Source organism: Streptomyces bicolor (genome assembly GCF_000719285.1).
GTDB lineage: Bacteria > Actinomycetota > Actinomycetes > Streptomycetales > Streptomycetaceae > Streptomyces > Streptomyces bicolor.
In genome coordinates this window covers 319,105-339,092 of sequence record NZ_JOFS01000020.1, presented here as the reverse complement: position 1 = coordinate 339,092, position 19,988 = coordinate 319,105, and the positions used below count along the sequence as shown (strand labels likewise).

Sequence of the window (19,988 nt, the reverse complement as noted above, 5' to 3'; positions counted from 1 at the left end):
GGGTCCGGGTTTCGGACGAGCGGGGGCACTTACCGAAAGTTGTCCGCATCTCACTGTGCGTCAGTTCCTCGCAGGAGTGGAAAGCTACCGCTTAGTAGTTTGCTGTTGTACCGTTCATCCATGCCAGAAGCAGCCTCCGCACCGACGGCCCCGAAGGCCACGATCGGCGACAGCGAGTTCGACCGCGACACCGCGCTCACCCCGCGCGAACCCGGCGTCTACGACATCGACCTCTCGGCCGGCTGGACCATCATCAGCGCCGTCAACGGCGGCTATCTGCTCGCCGTCCTCGGCCGCGCCCTCGCCGACGCCCTGCCGCACGGCGACCCGTTCACCATCTCCGCGCACTACCTGACCGCCTCCCAGCCGGGCCCGGCGGTCGTCCGCACGGACGTGGTGCGCACCGGCCGCACCCTGTCGACCGGCCAGGCCTCGCTGTTCCAATACGACGAGCAGGGCCGGGAGGTCGAGCGCATCCGCGTCCTCGCCTCCTACGGCGACCTCGACGCCCTCCCCGACGACGTCCGTACGACGGCCAAGCCGCCGGCGTTCCCGCCGATGGAGCACTGCTTCGGCCCCGAGGACGGCCCGGCCCCCGTCTCGGGCAGCTCGGCCATCGCCGACCGGCTGATGCTCAAGCTGGACCCGTCGACCCTGGGCTGGGCCCTCGGCCAACCCTCGGGCAAGGGTGAGATGCGGGCTTGGTTCGGCCTGGCCGACGGCCGTGACGCCGATCCCCTCTCCCTGCTGCTGGCGGTGGACGCCCTCCCGCCGACCGCCTTCGAGATCGGCATCTCCGGCTGGGTCCCCACGGTCGAACTCACGGTCCACATACGCTGCCGCCCGGCTCCGGGCCCGCTGCGGGTGTCGATCACCACGCGCAACCTCGCGGGCGGGTTCCTGGAGGAGGACGCGGAGGTCTGGGACAGCGCGGACCGACTGGTGGCGCAGTCGCGGCAGTTGGCGCGGGTGCGGCTGGGCTGAAGCCGCTTCTGTCACGGCCTGATGGCATCGCCCGGCGCACAGGTGATCAACAGCGGCGCCCCGGGAGCGCCCAGTGGTGCGCCCTCGGGCATGCCGAGCGGGGCGCCCAGTGGTGGTCCCGGCGGCGGTCAGGATGGTGCTCAGGGCGGCGGTCAGGGCGGCCCCGGTGGTGGGCAGGGTGGCGGCTGCGGCGGTCCCGGCGGTGGCCAGGGCGGCGGGGCGGCGCCCAGCGGTGCCCCGAGCGGAGCGCCGAGCGCGGCGGCGACGGCGACCAAGAGCTGACGCGATACGCCGTACGACAGCCGTATGAGAGCCGTGTGACAGGGCGGTGCTCCCGGGGACGGGGGTGCCGCCCTGTTGCGTTGCCCGTGCTCAGTCCAGCCAGTGTTCGCGGCCGATGCTGATCAGCCGCATCTGGCGGGTGGCGACCTGGGCGACGCGCTGCCGCTCCTCCTGGGGTGCCTCCAGGGCGTCCAGGAACAGGGAGGCCGTCATCAGCATCTGGTCGACGTAGAGGTTGGCGAGCATGAGGAGGTCGTCGTCGTTCCAGCCCGCGGAGACCGGGTCCTTGGTGAGCGCGACCTTCACTTCCTCGGCGAAGCGGGCCAGTTGGTCCTGGATCGCCTCCCGCACCGACTGCACCCCGCCATGTCGTTCGCGGGCGATGAAGCGGACGTGGGCCGGGTGCGTCTCGACGTGCCGGGCGATCAACTCGACGGCGCGCTCAATGCGTTGATCGCTGTCGCCGGCCGAGCTGACGATCGTGCGGATCATGGGGTGCAGGCTGCCGAGCGCCTCCTCGACGAGGGCGACGCCGAGGTCGGCGGTGGAGCGGAAGTGCCGGTAGAACGCCGTCGGGGCGACGCCCACCTCGCGGGTGACCTCGCGCAGGCCCAGACTGCTCAGGCTCTGCTCCTCCAGCAGTCCCAGCGCTGCGTCCAGGAGCGACTGCCGGGTCTTCTGTTTCTGGGCCTGCCGAATGCCGAGGGTGTGACTCATGCCATGCAGTTAACAACTGTTCTCTGGAATTGAAAAGCCGTGGGGCGCGCTAGACTTGGAGTCAGTGAACAACTGTTACTACAACTGTTCACCGAACCGTAACGAGAGAGATCTCGGAGGGCGAGATCTCGAAGGGGGATCCGACCCATGCTCTTCCTCGTCGCCGCGCTCCTGCTGCTGGGCGTCGTGCTGGGCGCCGTGGCCCACGCACCGCTCACCTTCACCGCCGTCGCCGCCGCAGTGATCGCCATCTGGCTGGGCATCTTCGCCGCCCGCGAGCGTCACGCCCGCCGCAACTGACTTCGTCGATCGAACCGACTTCTGGGGAGCTGACCCTCATGCAACTGACCGCACCGGCCACCACCAGCCCCGGCCCGCGCGCCCGCCGCCGCGACGCCGACGGCATGGCCGTGGCGTCCTTCGTCCTCGGCCTCCTCGGCCTGCTGGTCTTCAACATCTTCCTCGGCCCGACCGCCATCGTCCTGGCGGCGGTCTCCCTGTGGCGCGGCACGAAGCGCAGGGGCCGGGCTTTCCTGGGCATGGGCCTGGGCGTCGCCGACCTGCTGGTCCTGCTGACGTTCATCCAGCTGGACAACACGCTGTCGTGGAGCTTCTAGGGGGCCCATAGGTTGTGGTGCTCGGGGGAGGGTGGGCACGGCCTGCAGCGCCGGGCGCGTCGCCACCAACTCCGGCGGCAACCCGGGAAAGGCGCCTTGACACAAGGCCTCTTACCGGCGCCCTCTAGAATCGTGGCCACCATGGCTTACCTCGACCACGCCGCGACGACCCCCATGCTCCCGGAGGCGGCAGAGGCGCTGACCGCCCAGCTGAGCGTCACCGGCAACGCCTCCTCCCTCCACGCATCAGGCCGCCGCGCCAGGCGCACCGTCGAGGAGGCTCGCGAAACCCTCGCGGAAGCGCTCGGCGCCCGCCCCAGCGAGGTCGTCTTCACCTCCGGCGGCACCGAGGCCGACAACCTCGCGGTCAAGGGCCTGTACTGGTCCCGCCGCGACGCCGACCCGGCAGGCACCCGCACCCGCGTCCTGGCCAGCCCCGTCGAACACCACGCCGTCCTCGACGCCGTCCACTGGCTCGCCGAGCACGAGGGCGCGAACGTCGAGTACCTCCCGGTCGACTCCTACGGCCGGGTCCACCCGGACGCCCTGCGCGAGGCCATCGCCCGCAGTCCCCACGACGTCGCCCTGGCCACCGTGATGTGGGCCAACAACGAGATCGGCACCGTCATGCCGATCCGCGAACTTGCCGACGTGGCAAAGGAGTTCGACGTCCCCCTGCACGCCGACGCCGTCCAGGCCTTCGGCCAGGTCCCCGTCGACTTCGCCGCCTCGGGCCTCGCCGCGATGACGGTGTCGGGCCACAAGATCGGCGGCCCGTACGGTATCGGCGCGCTGATCCTCGGCCGCGAGTACACCCCCGTGCCCGTCCTGCACGGCGGCGGCCAGGAGCGCCACGTCCGCTCCGGCACCCTCGACGTCCCCGCCGTCGCCTCCTTCGCGGTCGCCGGCCGCCTCGCCGCCGAGCAGCGCGAATGGTTCGCCACCGAGATCGGCGCCCTGCGCGACGCCCTGGTCGAGGCGGTCCGTACGGCGGTCCCGGACGCGATCCTCGGCGGCGACCCGGCACCCGGCGGCCGTCTCCCCGCCAACGCGCACTTCACCTTCCCCGGCTGCGAGGGCGACTCCCTGCTGCTCCTCCTGGACGCCCAGGGCATCGAGTGCTCCACCGGCTCCGCCTGCACCGCGGGCGTCGCCCAGCCCAGCCACGTCCTCCTCGCCACCGGCACCGACCCCGACCTGGCCCGCGGCACCCTCCGCTTCTCCCTCGGCCACACCTCCACCGAGGCCGACGTCGAGGCCGTCGCGAAGGCGATCGGCCCGGCGGTGGAAAGGGCGCGGGCGGCGGGCCTGACGTAAGGCGTTCCAGGATGCCGAGGCCGGTCCGACCTCACGCCTGAGCCGTACGAGCCTCCCGCACGAGCTTCATGTACCGGTCCCAGTCCCAGTGCTCCCCGGGATCCGTGTGGTCGGTTCCCGGCACCTCCACATGCCCGATGATGTGCTCGCGGTCGACGGGGATGTCGTAGCGCGCGCATATCCGGGCGGTCAGCCGCGCCGACGCCTCGTACATCTCGTCCGTGAGGTCCTGGGGCCGGTCCACGAAGCCCTCGTGCTCGATGCCGACGCTGCGCTCGTTGTAGTCACGGTTGCCCGCGTGGTAGGCCACGTCCAGCTCGCGGATCATCTGTGTGATGTGGCCGTCCTTACGGACGATGTAGTGCGCGGCGGCACCGTGATCAGGGTCCTGGAACACCTTCACCGCACTGTCGAAGCTGCCCTGGGTGACATGGATGATCACCATGTCTATGCCGTAGTCGTCGGGCCGGTCCGCCCGCCGCCAGTTCTCGTCCGACGCCGCCACCCACCGCGCGCCGGCGAAGTCGACCTCGCCCTCCTCGCGCGGCTTCTCCACGCCCGGCACCCGCCACCACAGGCGGGCCAGTTCGTCGCGGGCCAGCACGGCCGAGCCCACGGCGGCCGCCGTTCCGCCGATGAGCAGTGCGCGACGACCGACCTTCCGGTCGCCGTCCTTCGAGGCCTTCCGCTGTCCCATGTGATCGTCAACGGATACTCGCGGGTCCTGGTTCCCGCGCCCCCGTACCCTGGAAGGGTTATGACTGACACCGCGCAGCCCTCCCGCCCCCTCCGTGTCCTCGCCGCCATGTCCGGCGGGGTCGACTCCGCCGTCGCCGCCGCCCGCGCGGCCGAAGCGGGCCACGACGTGACCGGCGTCCACCTCGCACTGTCCGCGAACCCCCAATCCTTCCGCACGGGCGCGCGGGGCTGTTGCACCATCGAGGACTCGCGCGACGCCCGCCGTGCCGCCGACGTGATCGGCATCCCGTTCTACGTGTGGGACCTCGCCGACCGCTTCCGCGAGGACGTGGTCGAGGACTTCGTCGCCGAGTACGAGGCCGGCCGCACGCCCAACCCCTGCCTGCGCTGCAACGAGAAGATCAAGTTCGCGGCCCTGCTGGACAAGGCGCTGGCCCTCGGCTTCGACGCGGTCTGCACCGGCCACTACGCGCAGGTCGTGCTGAACGAGGACGGCACACGTGAGCTGCACCGCGCCTCCGACATGGCCAAGGACCAGTCGTACGTCCTCGGCGTGCTGGACGAGAAGCAGCTGGCGCACGCGATGTTCCCGCTCGGCGACACGGTGACGACGAAGGACGAGATCCGCGCCGAGGCCGAGCGCAGGGGCCTGGCGGTCGCGAAGAAGCCCGACTCGCACGACATCTGCTTCATCGCCGACGGCGACACCCAGGGCTTCCTCGCGAACCGCCTCGGCAAGGCGGAGGGCGACATCGTCGACGAGTCGGGAGCCAAGCTCGGCACGCACGAGGGCGCTTACGGCTTCACCATCGGCCAGCGCAAGGGCCTGCGCATCGGCACCCCGGCCGCCGACGGCAAGCCGCGCTACGTCCTCGACATCTCGCCGGTGAACAACACGGTGACGGTCGGCCCCGCGTCCGCCCTGGACGTCAGCGCCCTCACCGCCGTCAAGCCCCGCTGGTGCGGCGCCGCCCCGACCGGCCCCGGCACCTACACCGCCCAGCTGCGCGCCCACGGCGGCGAGACCGAGGTCACCGCCGAGCTGGTCGACGGCTCGCTGGAGGTCACCTTCACCGAGCCGGTCCGCGGCGTGGCCCCCGGCCAGGCGATCGTCCTGTACGACGGCACGCGCGTGGTGGGCTCGGCGACGATCGCGTCGACGGTGCGGGCGACGGCCTCGGCCGTCTGAGAATCCCGGAACCCCACCCGGGCGGCGTCCAAACAAACCGGAATATTGAATTCCTCACCGGTTTCCCTGGAGATTATCGATTCAACAATTGGTGATCATCAGGCCGGGCTCACAGAGAACTCTAAGGGGTTACCCAGGGTTCGTCATGATTCTTCTCCCCGTGCTCAACGAGCCCATGGTACGGTCGGCCAAAGACTGGTGGATGTTCTTACGGGGGGATGATCCACAGTGGGGAGCGGAATATTCTCCGTTGTTTCACATGCGCGTAATCTATTTCTTTTCGAGCTTGTGGCTTTCTCGGTCGCACTGGGTATCCTCATCCGCGCAAGAACGCGGAGTCGCCATCTCAAGGAATTAGCCAGGCAGGAGCGGATTCGCGAGCGGGTCCGCATCGCCTCCGAGCTGCACGACGGTGCCGGGCACCGGATGCTGGGCATCGTCATGCACGCTCGTCAACTGTCCACCGATGCGCCAAAGGCGGCGCACGCCATCGAAGATCTGGCCCTGGAGGTCCAGCGAGAGATCCGTGAGGCTGTCGGCTGGCTGCCGCGATCCGGACGAGCGCCGACGGAACAAGCCTCTCTCTCGGACCAGGTGATCGCCCTCGGCATCGACCTCCCGCAAGTGGATCTCGCCGTTCACTTCGACAACGTCGAGGCGGAGGGAAACCTGCACGCCAGCACACGACTTGCTGCGCTGCGCATCATTCAGGAGGGCGTCACCAACGCCATCAAGCACGGTGAGGGGCCCATAGAGGTGCGGGTCGAGTTCGGCGAGCAGCTCGATGTGAGCATCGTCAGCACGCCCGTTTCCCGGGGGGACGACGGTGTGCGCTGCAGAGGGCGCGGCCAGACAGCCGTCCCCCTGATCCCCGGCACGGGGCAGGGCCTTTTCCATATGCGGCGACGCGCCGCCGAACTGGGCGGTTCCTTCGACTACGAGGAACTGCCCGGCGGGGGCGTACGGATCACGACCGTTCTGCCCAGCCGTCCCGGCCGGCCTGTCCGGGCGACCGCCTAGGTACCGCCCGGCAGGACCGGCCAACCCCACCCGGAAGGATCGCCGGGTGGGCACTGGCATAGGCGGGCGGAGCGCCGCGGCATACGGACGGCCGTCGATGCCGACGAACTCCCGGCTCGTGTGCTTCGACCGCCGAGGGTGCCTCGGCGCGACCGTGCGCACCCGGACCGAGAGTTCCCAGGAAGGCCCATGAAACCGATACGCCTGCTCATCGTCGACGATCAGCCATTGGTGCGCCAGGGACTGCGCGCGGTGTTCGCGCCGCTGGTGGACATCGCCATCCTCGGGGAGGCGTCGAACGGCGCCGAGGCGCTGGAACTGGTGCGGCGCACAGCACCGGACGTCGTCCTCATGGATGTGAACATGCCTCGGATGAGCGGCCTGGAGGCGACCAGGCGGATCTTCTCCGGAGGCCCCCGGGACTCCGCGCCGAAGATCGTCATGCTCACCATGTACGACCAGGACGAGTACGTCTTCGAGGCCCTCAGGGCCGGAGCCAGCGGTTTCCTGATCAAGGACTCCTCCCCGGCCCAACTCGCCGAGGCGGTACGGGAAGTGACCGACGGCGGTGCCCTGCTGTCCCCGTCGGTCACCCGGCGGCTCATCAGGGAGTTCGTCCGCCGGCCCGCCGTACCCTCCGCGGCCGCCGCCGAACTGCAGTCCCTCACCGGCCGGGAACTCGATGTATTCCGGCTGCTGGTCCAGGGATACGGAAACGCGATGATTGCGGAGAAGCTCACCCTGGGGGAAAGCACGATCAAATCCCATGTGCAGCACCTGTATCGGAAACTGGGTGTGCAGGATCGGGTGCAGGTTGTCATTTACGCCTATGAGAACGGGCTTGTCTGAGCCTCCTGGAATCCGGTGGGCCTCCTCCGTACGGGGGAGGCGGAATTCCCTCCCGGCGGGGGAGGACAGCTCGGGCCGGTCCTCCTTAGCGTGAGCGCTGAATTGTGTCCGCCGCCACACAGCCGCACAGGAGACGCCCATGGCCGATCGGATTCTCATCGTCGCCCGCATGGCACCGGAGAAAGCGGAGGAAGTCGCTTCCATATTCGGCGCCTCCGACCGGACCTCGCTGCCCGCCGATCTCGGAGTGACCCGCCGCGAGCTCTTCCATTACCAGGACGATCTCTACTTCCACCTGGTGGAGTTCGAGGGAGACGCGGACCACGCCATGGCCGCCGCACGGGTCCGTGAGGACTTCCAGCGGCTGTGCGCCGAGCTGGATCCCCTCATCTCCCCCTACGACCCGGAGACCTGGCGCAGTCCGGCGGACGCCACCGCGACGTCCTTCTACCGCTGGACCCCCCAAGAGGGGGTGTAGCGACCCGACCGCGCGCATCGGTGCCGTGACCGTCCACTCCCGGTCGGTCACGGCACCGATGCGTCGCCCGGCCGACGACGGCGCCGATGAGGGCCTCACCCCCGCCCCGTACCGGCCATGCCGACCGGCTCCGGATCGGCGGGCTGCTCGTGCGCCGCCGCCTCCGCACGGACCGGTGACGGCGCGACCCGCAGCACACGGGCGGCCCAGGCGGGCAGCCACCAGTTCCACTTGCCCATCATCGCGACCGTGGCGGGCACCAGGAGGCCGCGGATGAGCGTGGCGTCGATGAGGATGCCCAGCGCGATGCCGGAAGCGAAGATCGACACGTCGAGCTCACCGCCGGCGGCCATCGAGGCGAAGGAGCAGAACAGGATCAGCGCGGCACAGGTGACCAGCCTGCCGGTGCGTCCCACGCCGTTCACCACCGCGGTCCGGGTGGATCCGGTGCGGTCGTACTCCTCCCGGATCCGGGACAGGATGAACACCTCGTAGTCCATCGAAAGCCCGTACAGGAAGGCGAAGATGGTCACCGGTACGAAGGTTCCGATGGAGCCGTCCGGCTGGATGCCGAGCACCGCCTCGGTGCCCCAGCCCCACTGCCACAGGACGACCATCGCGCCGAGCACCGCGCCGAGCGACAGCAGGTTCAGCAGGATCGCCTTCAGCGGCAGCAGCAGCGACCGGAAGGCCCGTGCCAGCATCACGAAGGTCACCAGGGACAGCACGGCCAGCATCCACGGAAAGGCCGAGTAGGTGACGTCCACGTAGTCGATCTGCTGAGTGACGTTGCCGCCGACCAGGGTGCCGTCCGGCACCGCGTCGACCACCCGGGCGATGGTGTCCTCACCGGCGGACGAACCGCCCTCGTCGCTCGGCAGCACGGTGAGGACCGCTGAGCCGTCCCGGCGCCACTCCCCGTCCTGCGGTGCGGCGACCGCGTACACCCCGTCCGTGGCACGGAGCGTGTCGGCGACGGCCGCCGGATCGGTGCCGTCGGGGACGTACACGTCGAAGGAAGTCAGGGTCCCCGAGGGCACTCCGCTGTCCGTCAGCGAGGTGAGCCCCGCCCGGCCCGCGCCGGAGTCGGACAGCCGGTCCGTGGTCGGCACCGAGAGGTTGAGGCCGAACGCCGTGACGGACAGGGCCAGCAGGACCGCGCCGCTCGCCGCGGCGGTCAGCCACCTGAAACGGACCACGTTCCTGGCGACGCCGGTCCAGAACCGCCCGGCCGACGCCTCCCGCCGCAGGCCGGCGCTGTCCGCCCGCCCGGCCGCCCGGCGCCGCTGGAGGCGCCGGCCCGAGGAGCTGAGCAGCAGCGGCAGCAGCGTCAGCGAGACCAGGGCACTCGCCGCGGTGACCATCATTCCGCCGACACCGAGGCTGCGGATCAGCGGAATCGGCAGCAGCACCATGGTGACCAGGCCGATGGCGACCGCGCCGGCCGAGAAGACGATGGCGTGCCCGGAGGTGGCCATGGCGCGGCGCACCGCGTCGTCACCGTGGTGACCCTTCGCCTCCTCCTCGCGCCAGCGCGTGACCAGGATCAGCGCGTAGTCGATCGCGATGCCGACCCCGAAGAGCGGCAGCATGATGACCGTCGTCTCGTGGATGGAGATGAACGGGCTCACCGCGAGCAGTCCCACGAACGATACGGGCACCGCGACGAACGCGGTCAGCAGCGGTACGAAGGCCAGGGCGGAACGGAAGACGTACATCAGTACCGCGATCGCAGCGCCGATGGTGACCAGCAGCTTCACCGGCACGTTGAGGCCTCCCTGGTCGGAGCCGGTCGCCAGCGAATCGAGCCCGGTGACCTGCACCTCGGAGCCGGGCGGCAGTGCGTCGCGCATGGCGTCGGCGATCACGGGGCCGAGCTCGGGCGCCTCACCGAGCGCGCTGCCCGGCAGCCCGCCCTGTTCGACCGGTCCGCTGAAGACCAGACCGAAGGTCGTCCTGCCGTCGTCGCCGAGGAACGCCTCGTCCGAGGTGTTGGCGTACGACGCGACGCGTGCGTCGACCTTCTCGGCGGCGTCGTCGAAGGCGCGGCCCAACGCCGCCTTCGTCTCCGGGTCTTCGGCCCGTTGCCCTTCGGGCAGCGTCACGACGGGGACGAAGGGCCGTTCGTAGCCGCCGTTTCCGTAGGTCTTCATGATTCGCTGGTTCGCCTCGTACCCGGGTAATCCGGGGTAGGCGTTGCGCTCGTCCATGTTCGGGATCAACAGACCGATGGCCGCGCCCCCGGCGAGCAGCATCAGGATGACGAGCATCCGCACAAGTCGCTTCCGTCCTAGGACGAAGTCGCAGATTTTCTCCATGCCAACAGGTCATCAGAGCGTTCTTACACGGCTCATAGACCGTTCTTAGAGATCTCTGTCAATGCGGCGACAGGCCCCCGGACAGGGGGCGAACCGGGTGACACTGGCCGTGTGAACTTGACGACGCTGCGTGTCCTGGTTGTTGACGACGAGAGCTATCTGGCGGACCTCATCGCCACCGCGCTGCGCTATGAGGGGTACGAAACCGCGGTGGCGGGCACGGGGAGCGCCGCCGCCGATCTCGTCGAGGCGTTCCGGCCGCACCTCATCGTGATGGACGTCATGCTGCCCGACGGCTCCGGTATCGACGCCTGCCGTCGGTTGCGGCAGGCGGGATACGAGGCACCGGTGGTGTTCCTGACGGCCCGTGACTCCACCGAGGACAAGATCGCCGGACTGACCGTGGGCGGCGACGACTATGTCACCAAACCCTTCAGCCTGGAGGAGTTGATCGCCCGGATCCGAGCGGTGCTGCGCCGGACCGCGCATCCGGAGGAGCGCACCAAGCTGACCTTCGCCGATCTGGAGATCGACGACGAGGCCCACGAGGTCCGCCGGCACGGTGTGCCGGTGGATCTGACACCGACCGAGTTCAAGCTGCTGCGCTATCTGGCGGCGCACGCGGGTCGGGTCCTGACGAAGCGCCAGATCCTGGACCACGTATGGGAGTACGACTTCGGCGGCAGCGACGCCGTGGTGCAGACGTACGTCTCCTATCTCCGCCGCAAGATCGACGTCTTCGAGCCGACGCTCATCCAGACGGTGCCGAGGGTCGGCTATGTGCTGCGGCTGCAGGACGCCGACGCCCGGCGACGGGAGACCGGGCGCCCGGAGCGCGGGGCCGGCCGATGACCCTGCGCACCCGGCTGGTCCTGGTGCTCTCCGGACTGCTGGCCCTCGGCATGGCGCTCTCCGTCGGTGCCACGTTCGGCGCCCTCCAGGACTGGCGCCAGGACCAGAACGACGAAGTGCTCGCCGCCGTGGCCGGGCAACTGCGCGAGGACCTCGTCGCGCGGGGGAGCGACGGGCGGCTCGCGCTGCCGCACGAAGCGGACCAGTTGACCGGAGTCTGGCGGGCGTCCGCCGAGCAGGGCGACCTCCCTTCCTTCTTCCAGATCCGGTCCCGGGACGGCCAGGTGCGCCAGACCTCCGACTTCGGTGTCCGCCCGGATCTGCCGCGCACACTGCCCTCCGGCCTGTGGCCGCAGCGGGGCACGGCCGACGACCCCGCCGGAGGCTCCCTCCACTCGGTGCCGGGGGACGGCGACGGTGACTGGCTGCTGCACTCCTCCCAACTCCCCGACGGAATGCTGCTCGTGGGAATGCGGACAACGGTGGCCGACGAACTGATGCACCGCACCGGCGTGGTCGCGGCGACCTCGGCCGTGGCCGCCCTCCTGGCGGTGACCCTGCTGTCGTGGCGCGCCGTACGCGGCGGACTGCGCCCCCTGGAGTCGATCGCCGCCACCGCCGCCGCGATCGGCGACGGCGACCTGACCCGCCGCATCCCGGCCGACGGGCCGCGCACCGAGGTCGGCCGGCTGGGCCTTGCGCTGAACGCCATGCTCGGTCAGATCGAGTCCGCGTTCGACGAACGGCGCCGGGCGGAGGAGCGGCTGCGCCGGTTCGTCGCCGACGCGTCGCACGAGCTGCGCACTCCGGTCGCCACGATCCGCGGCTATGCGGAGCTGTTCCGTCGGGGTGCCTCGAACCGGCCCGACGACCTCGCCCAGGCCATGGCCCGGATCGAGTCGGAGGCCCGCCGGATGGGCTCCCTGGTCGAGGAGTTGCTGCTCCTCGCCAGGCTGGACCAGGGACTGCCGCTGGCCCTGGCGCCGGTCGACCTGGGGATGCTGGCCGCGGAGGCCGTCGACGACGCCAGGGTGCTGGCCCCGAGCCGCCCGCTGCTGCTGGAGACCGCGTCGGCCGACGGGCCGGTGCTGGTCCGGGGCGACGCGGACCGGCTGCGACAGGTCCTGGCGAACCTGCTGTCCAACGTCCGGCAGCACACCCCGGACGGCACCGAGGCCTGGGTGCGCGTCGGCGTCCGGGACGGACAGGCCGTGATCGAGGTGGCCGACAGCGGACCGGGGCTCGACGAGGAGCAGGCCCAGCACGTCTTCGAGCGCTTCTTCCGCGTCGACCCCTCCCGCACCCGCGCCCAGGCACCCGGCGACAGCCCCGAGGAGGGATCTGGTCTCGGGCTGGCCATCGTCGCCGCGGTCGCCCAGGCCCACGGCGGCGGCGCCGAGGTCGACGCCACCCCGGGCAAGGGCGCGGTGTTCCGGGTCCGGCTGCCGCTCGGCCACCCAGGACAGGCTTAGGTGGTGCCTTCCCGCCGACTCGGCCCGGCCCCGAGGAACCGCTCCTCCTAGCCGGCCTGACCAGAAGAAACCCTCCCAGGGCGCCCCGGCAGGCCCCACGCTTCCGCCCGCGCCGTGCGCCGACATCGCCGTACCGAGAAGAGAGCGAGAAGGTGAAGACGCACACATTACGAAGGCGGCTGCGGTCCCTGCGCGGGCCGCGTCGGCGGTGGCCGGCGGCAGCCGCGGCCCTGACGCTCGTCGCCGTCGCACTGACCTGGACGGCAACCGCGGACGACCCCACGCCGGTGCACCGGGAGGACCGCTTCCTGACCGGCGCGGACGGGGTCCGCCTCGACACCTCGTACTACACCTCGCCCGGCGGCGGCAGGCGGCCGGCCGTGATCCTCGCGCACGGTTTCGGCGGTACCAAGGACAGCGAACGGGAGCAGGCGCGGCGGCTCGCCCGCGCCGGGTACGCCGTACTCACCTACTCGGCCCGAGGCTTCGGCGCCTCCGGGGGCCGGATCGGGCTCAACGCGGCCGACGGCGAGGTCGCAGACGTCGGCAGGCTGCTCGACTGGCTCGCCGGGCGGCCCGAGGTCCGCACGGACCGTGCGGGGGATCCCGTCGTCGGCATGGCAGGAGGCTCGTACGGCGGGGCCGTGTCGCTGCTCGCCGCCGCCCGGGACCGCCGCATCGACGCGATCGTCCCCTCCGTCACCTACTGGGACCTGCACCAAGTCCTGTTCCCGCAGGGGGTGTTCAAGAAGCTGTGGTCCGGCATCCTCTTCGGCCAGGGGCTGACCGACCCCCGCGACCCCGAGTGCGGACGCTTCACGGCCGAGGTGTGCTCCGCCTTCCAGCGCTCGGCCGTCACCGGCCGGGCGGACGCGCGGACCCGGGAGCTGCTGCGGGGGCTCAGCCCGGCGGCGTCGGCGCGGCGGATCTCCGTGCCGGCGCTGGTGGTCCAGGGCCAGACCGACTCGCTGTTCCCGCTGGACCAGGGCGATGCCATCGCACAGGCCGTCGCGAGGAACGGCGCCCCCGTCGCCGTGGACTGGATCTCCGGCGGTCACGACGGCGGGGAGGACGAGAGCGGCCGGATCCACGCCCGTACGGTCGGCTGGTTCGACACCCACCTCAAGAAGGCGGGCGGCGACGGCGCCGGCCCCGTCTTCCGGGTCAGCCGCAGCGGCGGAACCGACACCGGCACCGGGACCGCCATGCTCGAGGGAGCGACGGCCGCCCGCTACACCGGGCTCGACGGGACGGCGCGCAGGACCATGGCCCTGCGGGAACCCGAGCAGACACTGGTCAATCCGGCGGGCGGCACCCCGCCGAGCGTGACCGGCCTCCCCGGACTCGGTTCGCTGTCCACCCTCGCGGGCGCCGTCGGCATGGGACCGGGGTGGGAGTCCCGCAGCGCCAACGCGGCCTTCACCAGCGCCCCACTGGACGCCCCGCTGCAGGTCACCGGTGCGCCGACCGTGGAGCTCACGGTCCGCGCGAACCGTGACGCGGTGCTCTTCGCCAAGCTGTACGACGTCGGCCCGGACGGCCGCCAGACGCTGCCCCGCGAGTTGGTCGCCCCGGTCACGGCGGTGGACGGCGAGACCACACGGATCTCACTGCCGGCCGTCGACCATCGCTTCGAGGCGGGCCATCGGCTGCGGATCGTGGTGTCCAGCACGGACCTGGGCTTCGCCTCACCGGCCGACCCCGCCACCTACCGCATCCGGGCGGGCCACCTCACGGTGCCCACCGCCGCCGCGCTCAGCGTCACCGAGTCCGCCGGAGTGCCCTGGTGGACCTGGGCCCTGCCCGCCGGGGCGGTGGTGGCGGCCGTGCTCGTGCTGACCGTCCGGCGCCCGGTCCGTCCCGTGGCGTCCGCGCCCGACGCCGCACCCTCCGACGTGCCGTTGCGGATCACCGGACTGACCAAGAGGTACGCCGGCAGCGGCGACCGCTACGCGGTGCGGGACCTGTCGTTCACCGTCGAGCGGGGGCAGGTTCTCGGTCTGCTCGGCCCCAACGGAGCCGGCAAGACCACCACCCTGCGGATGCTGATGGGACTCATACGTCAGGACTCCGGATCCATCAGGATCTTCGGGCAGGAGGTGCGGTCCGGATCGCCGGTCCTGTCCCGGCTGGGATCCTTCGTCGAGGGTCCCGGATTCCTCCCGCATCTCACCGGACGTCAGAACATCGACCTGTACTGGCGGGCCACCGGCCGGCCCGAGAGCGACGCGCACAGCGAGCCGGCGCTGCGGATCGCCGGTCTGGGCACCGCGCTGGACCGCCCCGTGCGCACCTACTCGCAGGGCATGCGGCAGCGGCTCGCCCTCGCGCAGGCCATGCTCGGGATGCCGGACCTGCTGGTGCTCGACGAGCCGACCAACGGTCTCGACCCGGCGCAGATCCGTGAGATGCGGGACGTCCTGACGCGGTACGCGGCCACCGGACGCAGCGTCATCGTCTCCAGCCATCTGCTCGCCGAGGTCGAGCAGTGCTGCACCCACCTGGTGGTGATGGACCGGGGCGCCCTTGTCGCGGCCGGCCCCGTCGCCGAGATCACCGGGGACGACGGGCTGCTGCTGGTGGGCACCGCGGATCCCGAGGACGAGGGGCTCGCGCGGAAGGTCGCGGCGCTGCCCGGAGTCGCCTCCGCGACGCCCGTCGAGGAGGGCCTGCTGGTCCGCGTCGGCTCGATCACCGTGCCGGAACTGGTCGTGGAACTCGTACGGATGGACGTGGCCGTGGAGCGGATCGGACCACATCGCCGACTCGAGGACGCCTTCCTGACCCTGATCGGAGGAGAACGATGACCCCGGGTACCCAAACGGCCGCGGAGGGCGGAGCGCCGGTTGCCGCCACCGGCTACCGCCCCCGCCGCGCCCTGCCGCTGCGGGTGGAGGCGATCCGTCAGTTCCGGCGCCGTCGCACCCTGGTGACGTTCGGCATCGTGATCGCGTTGCCGCTGGTGCTGCTGACGGCGTTCACCATCGGGGGGTCGCCCACGGACGACGACGGTGGCGCCCCGGCGCTGGTGAGCATCGCCACGGCCTCCGGTCCGAACTTCGCGGCGTTCGTCCTCTTCGTCTCCACCAGCTTTCTGCTGCCCGTGACGGTCGCCCTCTACTGCGGTGACACCGTGGCCTCGGAGGCGGGCTGGTCCTCGCTGCGCTATCTGCTGGCGGCCCCCGTGCCCAGGGCCCGTCTCCTGTGGAGCAAGCTGGTGGTCGCCCTCGCATACAGCGCCCTGACGGTACTGCTGCTGGCCGCCGTCGCACTGGTGGCCGGTACCGCCGCATACGGCTGGGGCGAGGTCCGGTTGCCGGGGGGCGGCAGCATGCCGGCCTCCCAGGTCCTGGGGCGGATGGCCGTCGTCGCGGGCTATGTGTACGGCAGCCTGCTGGTGGTCGGCGCGGTCGGGTTCTGGCTGTCGACGGTGACCGACGCCCCCCTCGGTGCGGTCGGCGGCGCGGTCGGGCTGTGGATCGTCTCGACCATCCTGGACGCGGTCACGGCACTCGGCCGAGCCCGTGACTTCCTGCCGACGCACTGGCAGTACGCGTGGCTCGACACCCTGCAGCCACGCATCACCTGGGCCGCGATGGCGCAGGGCCTGGCCCTGTCCACGGCGTGCGCGGTGCTCTTCCTCGCCTTCGCCTTCCGGGGCTTCCGGGCGAAGGACGTCGTCTCCTGACCCGGCGGGGCAAGGCCGCGGGCCGTGAGGCACATCGCCTCACGGCCCGCTGTGACCGTGCCCCGTACGCGGGAGTCCCGCCCCGGATCAGACCGTACGCCTGCCGCTCTCCGGCAGGCCCAGGACCGCCGCGGAGTTGAAGCCCCCCTCGCCCCGGGCCACCACCAGCGCGGTGCGCAGACCGGCGTTCTCCCGTGCCGCGGTGACCAGGTCCAGGTCGTCGCCGGGCTCCGCTGTCAGGTGCACCGACGGCGGAACCGTGTCATGCGCCAGGGCCAGGGCGGCCCAGGACAGATCCAGCGCGGCACCTCCCGAACTCAGCCTGCCGGTGGCCGTCTTGGGCACGGCGACCGGCACCCCCCGCCTGCCGAAGATCTCCACCAGAGCGTCCGCCTCCCGCCGGTCGAGCCGCGGTTCGCCGGCGCCGTCGGCGAAGACCACATCGATCCGCTCCGGCGTCAGACCGGACCGTTCGATCGCCTCGCGGATCGCCCGGGCCAGCTGGCGGTGGTCCGGTGCCGGCTCGGTCGGATGGTGCGCGTCATGGGTCGACGCCGTACCGAGCACCTCGGCGTATGCGGCGGGCGCGCCCCTGCGGGCGGCCCACTCGGCCTCCTCGACGATGACCATGGCGCCGCCCTCGCCCGGCACATGGCCCGGACTGTCCGCCGCGAACGGCCGGTAGGCCGCCGCCGGGTCCGGTTCCCGGCTGAGCGTCGCCCTGCCCGCCTGGCAGGCCATGGCGTACGGGGACAGCGGTGCCTCGGTGCCACCGACCAGGACCGCTCCCGTACCGCGCGCGATCAGCCGCCGCGCCTGGGCGAGCGCGTCGAGCCCGCCCGTGGCGTCCGCGACGAGCACCCCGCAGGCGCCCTTGAGCTGGTCGCGAATGGACAGCTGGCCGCTGCTCGCCGCGTAGAACCAGCCGATCGACTGGTACGCGGTGACCGAGCCCGGCCCCTGGCTCCAGAGGTTGTGGATCTCCCGCTGGCCGAAGGCGTTGCCGCCGGAGGCGCTGGCCGTCACCACGGACAGGTCGAAGGGGTCGTGCACATGCGGATCGAGATCCGCGTCCTCGAAGGCCAGCCGGCCGGCGGCCAGGGCCATCCAGGTCCACCGGTCGGTCTGCACCCGGAGCTTGCTCTCGACGTAGGCGCTCTCGTCGAAGCCGGTCACCCGGCCGGCGAGGTGCGAGGGCAGCTTCGAGGTGTCGAATTCCGTGATGGGGCCGATCCGGGAGACCCGCTCCAGGGTGCGCTTCCAGTGCTCGGCGACGCCGATGCCGGTGGGCGCGACCACACCGATCCCGGTGATGACGCTGCGCCGTACGCTCATGCCGCACCGTCCTTCACGTTCTTCGAGAACACCATCGCCGACTGGAAGCCGCCGAAGCCGCTGCCCACCGACAGCGCGTGGCCGACCTGTGTCTCCCGCGCGGTCAACGGCGTGTAGTCCAAGTCGCATTCGGGGTCGGGCGTGGTGAGGTTCGCCGTGGGCGGGACCACGCCGCGGTCGATGGCCAGCGCGCACGCCGCCATCTCGATCGAGCCGATGGCCCCGAGCGAGTGCCCGATCACCGACTTGATGGAGCTGATCGGCACCTGCCGGACGGCCTCGCCGAGCGCGTACCGGTAGGCCGCCGTCTCGTGCCGGTCGTTCTGCTTGGTGCCGGATCCGTGCGCGCTGATGTACCCGAGGTCCTCGCAGTTCAGCCGTGCCTGGGTCATCACGTCCTTGACCGCCTCGCCCAGCTCGACCCCGTCCGGGCGCAGCCCCGTCATGTGGAATCCGTTGGCCCGGGCCGCGTAGCCGGTGATCTCGCAGTAGATCCGGGCCCCGCGGGATCTGGCGTGCTCGTACTCCTCCACGATCAGCACCGCGCAGCCCTCGCCGAGCACGAAACCCTTCCGGTCCGCGTCGAAGGGCCTCGACGCGAGCTCGGGTGTGTCGTTCATCGGGCTGGTCGCCCGGATGGCGTCGAAGCAGGCCACGGTGATCGGTGTGATCGGGGCGTCCGAGGCGCCGGCGATCATCACGTCGGCCTCGCCGTCCTCGATCAGCCTCAGGGCGTGCCCGATGGCGTCGATCCCGGAGGTGCAGCCGGTGGAGACGACCGCCGCCGGCCCGCGTGCGCCGAACCGCACGGCGAGCTCGGTGGCGGCACTGGACGGCACCAGTGACTGGTAGAGGAAGGGCATCGCGTGCTGCGGGTCGACCTCCCACTCCCGGCCGTGGTCGCTGACGACCACGTACTCCTCCTCCAGGGTGATCGAGGCGCCCACGGCCGAGCCGAGGCACACCCCCACCCGTTCCGTGTCCGCTGACCCGAGGTCGAGTCCGCTGTCCTCGACCGCTTCCGCGGCCGAGGCGAGCGCGAACTGGGCGAACCGGTCGGTGCGGCGGATCTCCCGTGGCGTGAGCCCGCGTTCGGCCGGGTCGAAATCGCACTCGGCGGCGATCCGTGACCGGAACGGTCCCGGATCGAAGGAGGTGATCGTGCGGATCGCCGACTTGCCGCTGACGACCCGGTCCCAGAACTCCTCCCGTCCCACTCCGCCGGGTGCGATCACCCCGATGCCGGTGACGACGGCCCTGCGCTGTCGCTCGCCGGCCATCAGGCGGCCCCCGGACCCGTCAGGGCCGCGGTGACGGTGCCCTCGGCGGAGGCCACCGGGTCCCCGGGACCCGGCTCGGTGTCCACGTGCCCGAGGTGCGGTTCGGGCGCGAGCGGCCCGATCTGGAAGACCACCAGGGCCTGCTCGTCGCTGGTGTTGGTCAGCCGGTGCCGGACGTTGCGCGGGATGTGCAGCGCCTGCTCCGCCCCGACCGTGACCGGCTCCCCGTCCAGGTCGACACGGAGTGTGCCGCGGGCGACGAACAGGTACTCCTCCGAGTACGGGTGGTAGTGCTCCGAGACGCCCTCGCCCGGCTCCAGCCGGACCGCTCCGCAAAAGCCCGCGGACGTCCCCGCGTTCGGCGGGGCCAGCAGGGTGCGCAGATCGCCGCCGCGCCGGGTGTTGGACGGCACGTCGTCCATCCCCACCACACAGCGCCGGGCCTGCTCCACCCGTTGCTTGATCAGCTGCATCTGCACCGCGGAGTTGCGGTTGATGCGCTCGGTCATCGCCGCCGTGTCCACCGGGGCGTCGGGCCTCATGTGGAAGTCCTGGACCCAGCGCATCCTGGTGCCGTCCGGGCCCAGCTCCTCGTAGGTCCAGGTGATGTTCATGAACTCGAACGGTCCGGTCTCCACCCGGCGCGCCCTGACCACCCGTGCGTCCTTGTCCCAGTGGCGCTCGGAGATCCAGGACCACATCCGGCCCTGCTCGTCCGGGTGCATGGTCAGCCGGAAGGTGGCCGAGGAGGGCGTCTCGTCCAGGATCTCGACGTTCGCGTACTCGGAGAACAGCTCCGGCCAGTGGCGCAGGTCGTTCGTCCGGTCCCAGACGAAGCCGAACGGGGCGTCGATGTCGATGAAGTTGTCGGTGTGGCCGAACATGACGTAC

The 19,988-nt window shown here is 71.2% G+C and carries 18 protein-coding genes; 12 read left to right on the top strand and 6 right to left on the bottom strand.

Going from position 1 to position 19,988, the window contains the following annotated elements:
- The first annotated feature begins 120 nt into the window (after positions 1 to 120).
- Positions 121 to 984, top strand: coding sequence for a thioesterase family protein (locus tag IF78_RS0126600; RefSeq protein ID WP_031485399.1), 864 nt, complete (start codon positions 121 to 123; stop codon positions 982 to 984).
- 372 nt (positions 985 to 1,356) lie between these two features.
- Here IF78_RS0126600 and IF78_RS0126595 read toward each other — a convergent pair whose 3' ends face one another.
- Entirely contained in the window at positions 1,357 to 1,983 is a 627-nt protein-coding gene (locus tag IF78_RS0126595) for a TetR family transcriptional regulator (RefSeq protein ID WP_031485397.1), read from the bottom strand.
- Between the two features lie 147 nt (positions 1,984 to 2,130).
- Between IF78_RS0126595 and IF78_RS47830 the strand changes: the two genes are divergently transcribed.
- The 3 genes from IF78_RS47830 to IF78_RS0126580 all read left to right on the top strand — a co-directional run bounded on the left by IF78_RS47830 (position 2,131) and on the right by IF78_RS0126580 (position 3,917).
- Entirely contained in the window at positions 2,131 to 2,283 is a 153-nt protein-coding gene (locus tag IF78_RS47830) for a hypothetical protein (RefSeq protein ID WP_031485395.1), read from the top strand.
- A gap of 38 nt (positions 2,284 to 2,321) precedes the next feature.
- Complete coding sequence (locus IF78_RS0126585) at positions 2,322 to 2,600, top strand: hypothetical protein (protein WP_031485392.1); 279 nt, start codon at positions 2,322 to 2,324, stop codon at positions 2,598 to 2,600.
- A 141-nt stretch (positions 2,601 to 2,741) separates the two neighbouring features.
- Positions 2,742 to 3,917, top strand: coding sequence for a cysteine desulfurase family protein (locus IF78_RS0126580; RefSeq protein WP_031485390.1), 1,176 nt, complete (start codon positions 2,742 to 2,744; stop codon positions 3,915 to 3,917).
- Positions 3,918 to 3,948: 31 nt separating this feature from the next.
- Here the strand turns inward: IF78_RS0126580 and IF78_RS0126575 are convergent, their stop codons facing one another.
- The gene (locus IF78_RS0126575) at positions 3,949 to 4,614 is read right to left on the bottom strand and encodes an N-acetylmuramoyl-L-alanine amidase (RefSeq protein WP_031485388.1); all 666 of its coding nucleotides are present in this window, start codon (positions 4,612 to 4,614) and stop codon (positions 3,949 to 3,951) included.
- Positions 4,615 to 4,674: 60 nt separating this feature from the next.
- Between IF78_RS0126575 and mnmA the strand changes: the two genes are divergently transcribed.
- The 4 genes from mnmA to IF78_RS0126555 all read left to right on the top strand — a co-directional run bounded on the left by mnmA (position 4,675) and on the right by IF78_RS0126555 (position 8,152).
- A complete protein-coding gene (gene mnmA / locus IF78_RS0126570) occupies positions 4,675 to 5,805 on the top strand; it encodes a tRNA 2-thiouridine(34) synthase MnmA (protein WP_031485386.1) in 1,131 nt (376 codons plus the stop codon).
- A gap of 288 nt (positions 5,806 to 6,093) precedes the next feature.
- Positions 6,094 to 6,825 carry a sensor histidine kinase gene (locus tag IF78_RS0126565; RefSeq protein ID WP_234439898.1) on the top strand — a complete coding sequence of 244 codons (732 nt, stop codon included), beginning with the start codon at positions 6,094 to 6,096 and terminating at the stop codon, positions 6,823 to 6,825.
- Positions 6,826 to 7,014: 189 nt separating this feature from the next.
- On the top strand, positions 7,015 to 7,674 hold the full coding sequence (locus IF78_RS0126560) for a response regulator (protein WP_031485382.1): 660 nt from the start codon (positions 7,015 to 7,017) through the stop codon (positions 7,672 to 7,674).
- A gap of 139 nt (positions 7,675 to 7,813) precedes the next feature.
- Positions 7,814 to 8,152 (top strand): TcmI family type II polyketide cyclase, encoded by a 339-nt coding sequence (locus IF78_RS0126555; RefSeq protein ID WP_031485380.1) that lies wholly within the window; start codon positions 7,814 to 7,816, stop codon positions 8,150 to 8,152.
- Between the two features lie 95 nt (positions 8,153 to 8,247).
- On the opposite strand, the gene IF78_RS0126550 is transcribed toward IF78_RS0126555, so the two are convergent.
- Complete coding sequence (locus IF78_RS0126550) at positions 8,248 to 10,470, bottom strand: MMPL family transporter (RefSeq protein WP_031485378.1); 2,223 nt, start codon at positions 10,468 to 10,470, stop codon at positions 8,248 to 8,250.
- 111 nt (positions 10,471 to 10,581) lie between these two features.
- Here IF78_RS0126550 and IF78_RS0126545 point away from each other — a divergent pair, with 111 nt between their 5' ends.
- The 4 genes from IF78_RS0126545 to IF78_RS0126530 all read left to right on the top strand — a co-directional run bounded on the left by IF78_RS0126545 (position 10,582) and on the right by IF78_RS0126530 (position 16,482).
- Positions 10,582 to 11,322, top strand: coding sequence for a response regulator transcription factor (locus IF78_RS0126545; RefSeq protein ID WP_051828183.1), 741 nt, complete (start codon positions 10,582 to 10,584; stop codon positions 11,320 to 11,322).
- Entirely contained in the window at positions 11,319 to 12,794 is a 1,476-nt protein-coding gene (locus tag IF78_RS0126540) for a sensor histidine kinase (protein WP_031485373.1), read from the top strand. The genes IF78_RS0126545 and IF78_RS0126540 overlap by 4 nt, the downstream gene beginning before the upstream one ends.
- Positions 12,795 to 12,946: 152 nt before the next feature.
- Positions 12,947 to 15,601, top strand: coding sequence for an alpha/beta fold hydrolase (locus tag IF78_RS0126535; RefSeq protein WP_078662589.1), 2,655 nt, complete (start codon positions 12,947 to 12,949; stop codon positions 15,599 to 15,601).
- Positions 15,598 to 16,482: an ABC transporter permease gene (locus tag IF78_RS0126530; RefSeq protein WP_031485369.1), complete on the top strand. Its 885-nt coding sequence runs from the start codon at positions 15,598 to 15,600 to the stop codon at positions 16,480 to 16,482. Before IF78_RS0126535 ends, IF78_RS0126530 begins: the two co-directional genes overlap by 4 nt.
- Before the next feature lie 87 nt (positions 16,483 to 16,569).
- Here IF78_RS0126530 and IF78_RS0126525 read toward each other — a convergent pair whose 3' ends face one another.
- The 3 genes from IF78_RS0126525 to IF78_RS45120 are packed head-to-tail and all read right to left on the bottom strand — an operon-like array spanning position 16,570 to position 19,981.
- Positions 16,570 to 17,817 (bottom strand): beta-ketoacyl synthase N-terminal-like domain-containing protein, encoded by a 1,248-nt coding sequence (locus IF78_RS0126525; RefSeq protein ID WP_037641255.1) that lies wholly within the window; start codon positions 17,815 to 17,817, stop codon positions 16,570 to 16,572.
- On the bottom strand, positions 17,814 to 19,097 hold the full coding sequence (locus tag IF78_RS0126520; RefSeq protein WP_031485366.1) for a beta-ketoacyl-[acyl-carrier-protein] synthase family protein: 1,284 nt from the start codon (positions 19,095 to 19,097) through the stop codon (positions 17,814 to 17,816). The genes IF78_RS0126525 and IF78_RS0126520 overlap by 4 nt, the downstream gene beginning before the upstream one ends.
- A complete protein-coding gene (locus tag IF78_RS45120; protein ID WP_051828181.1) occupies positions 19,097 to 19,981 on the bottom strand; it encodes a cupin domain-containing protein in 885 nt (294 codons plus the stop codon). The genes IF78_RS0126520 and IF78_RS45120 overlap by 1 nt, the downstream gene beginning before the upstream one ends.
- Between the last annotated feature and the right edge of the window lie 7 nt (positions 19,982 to 19,988).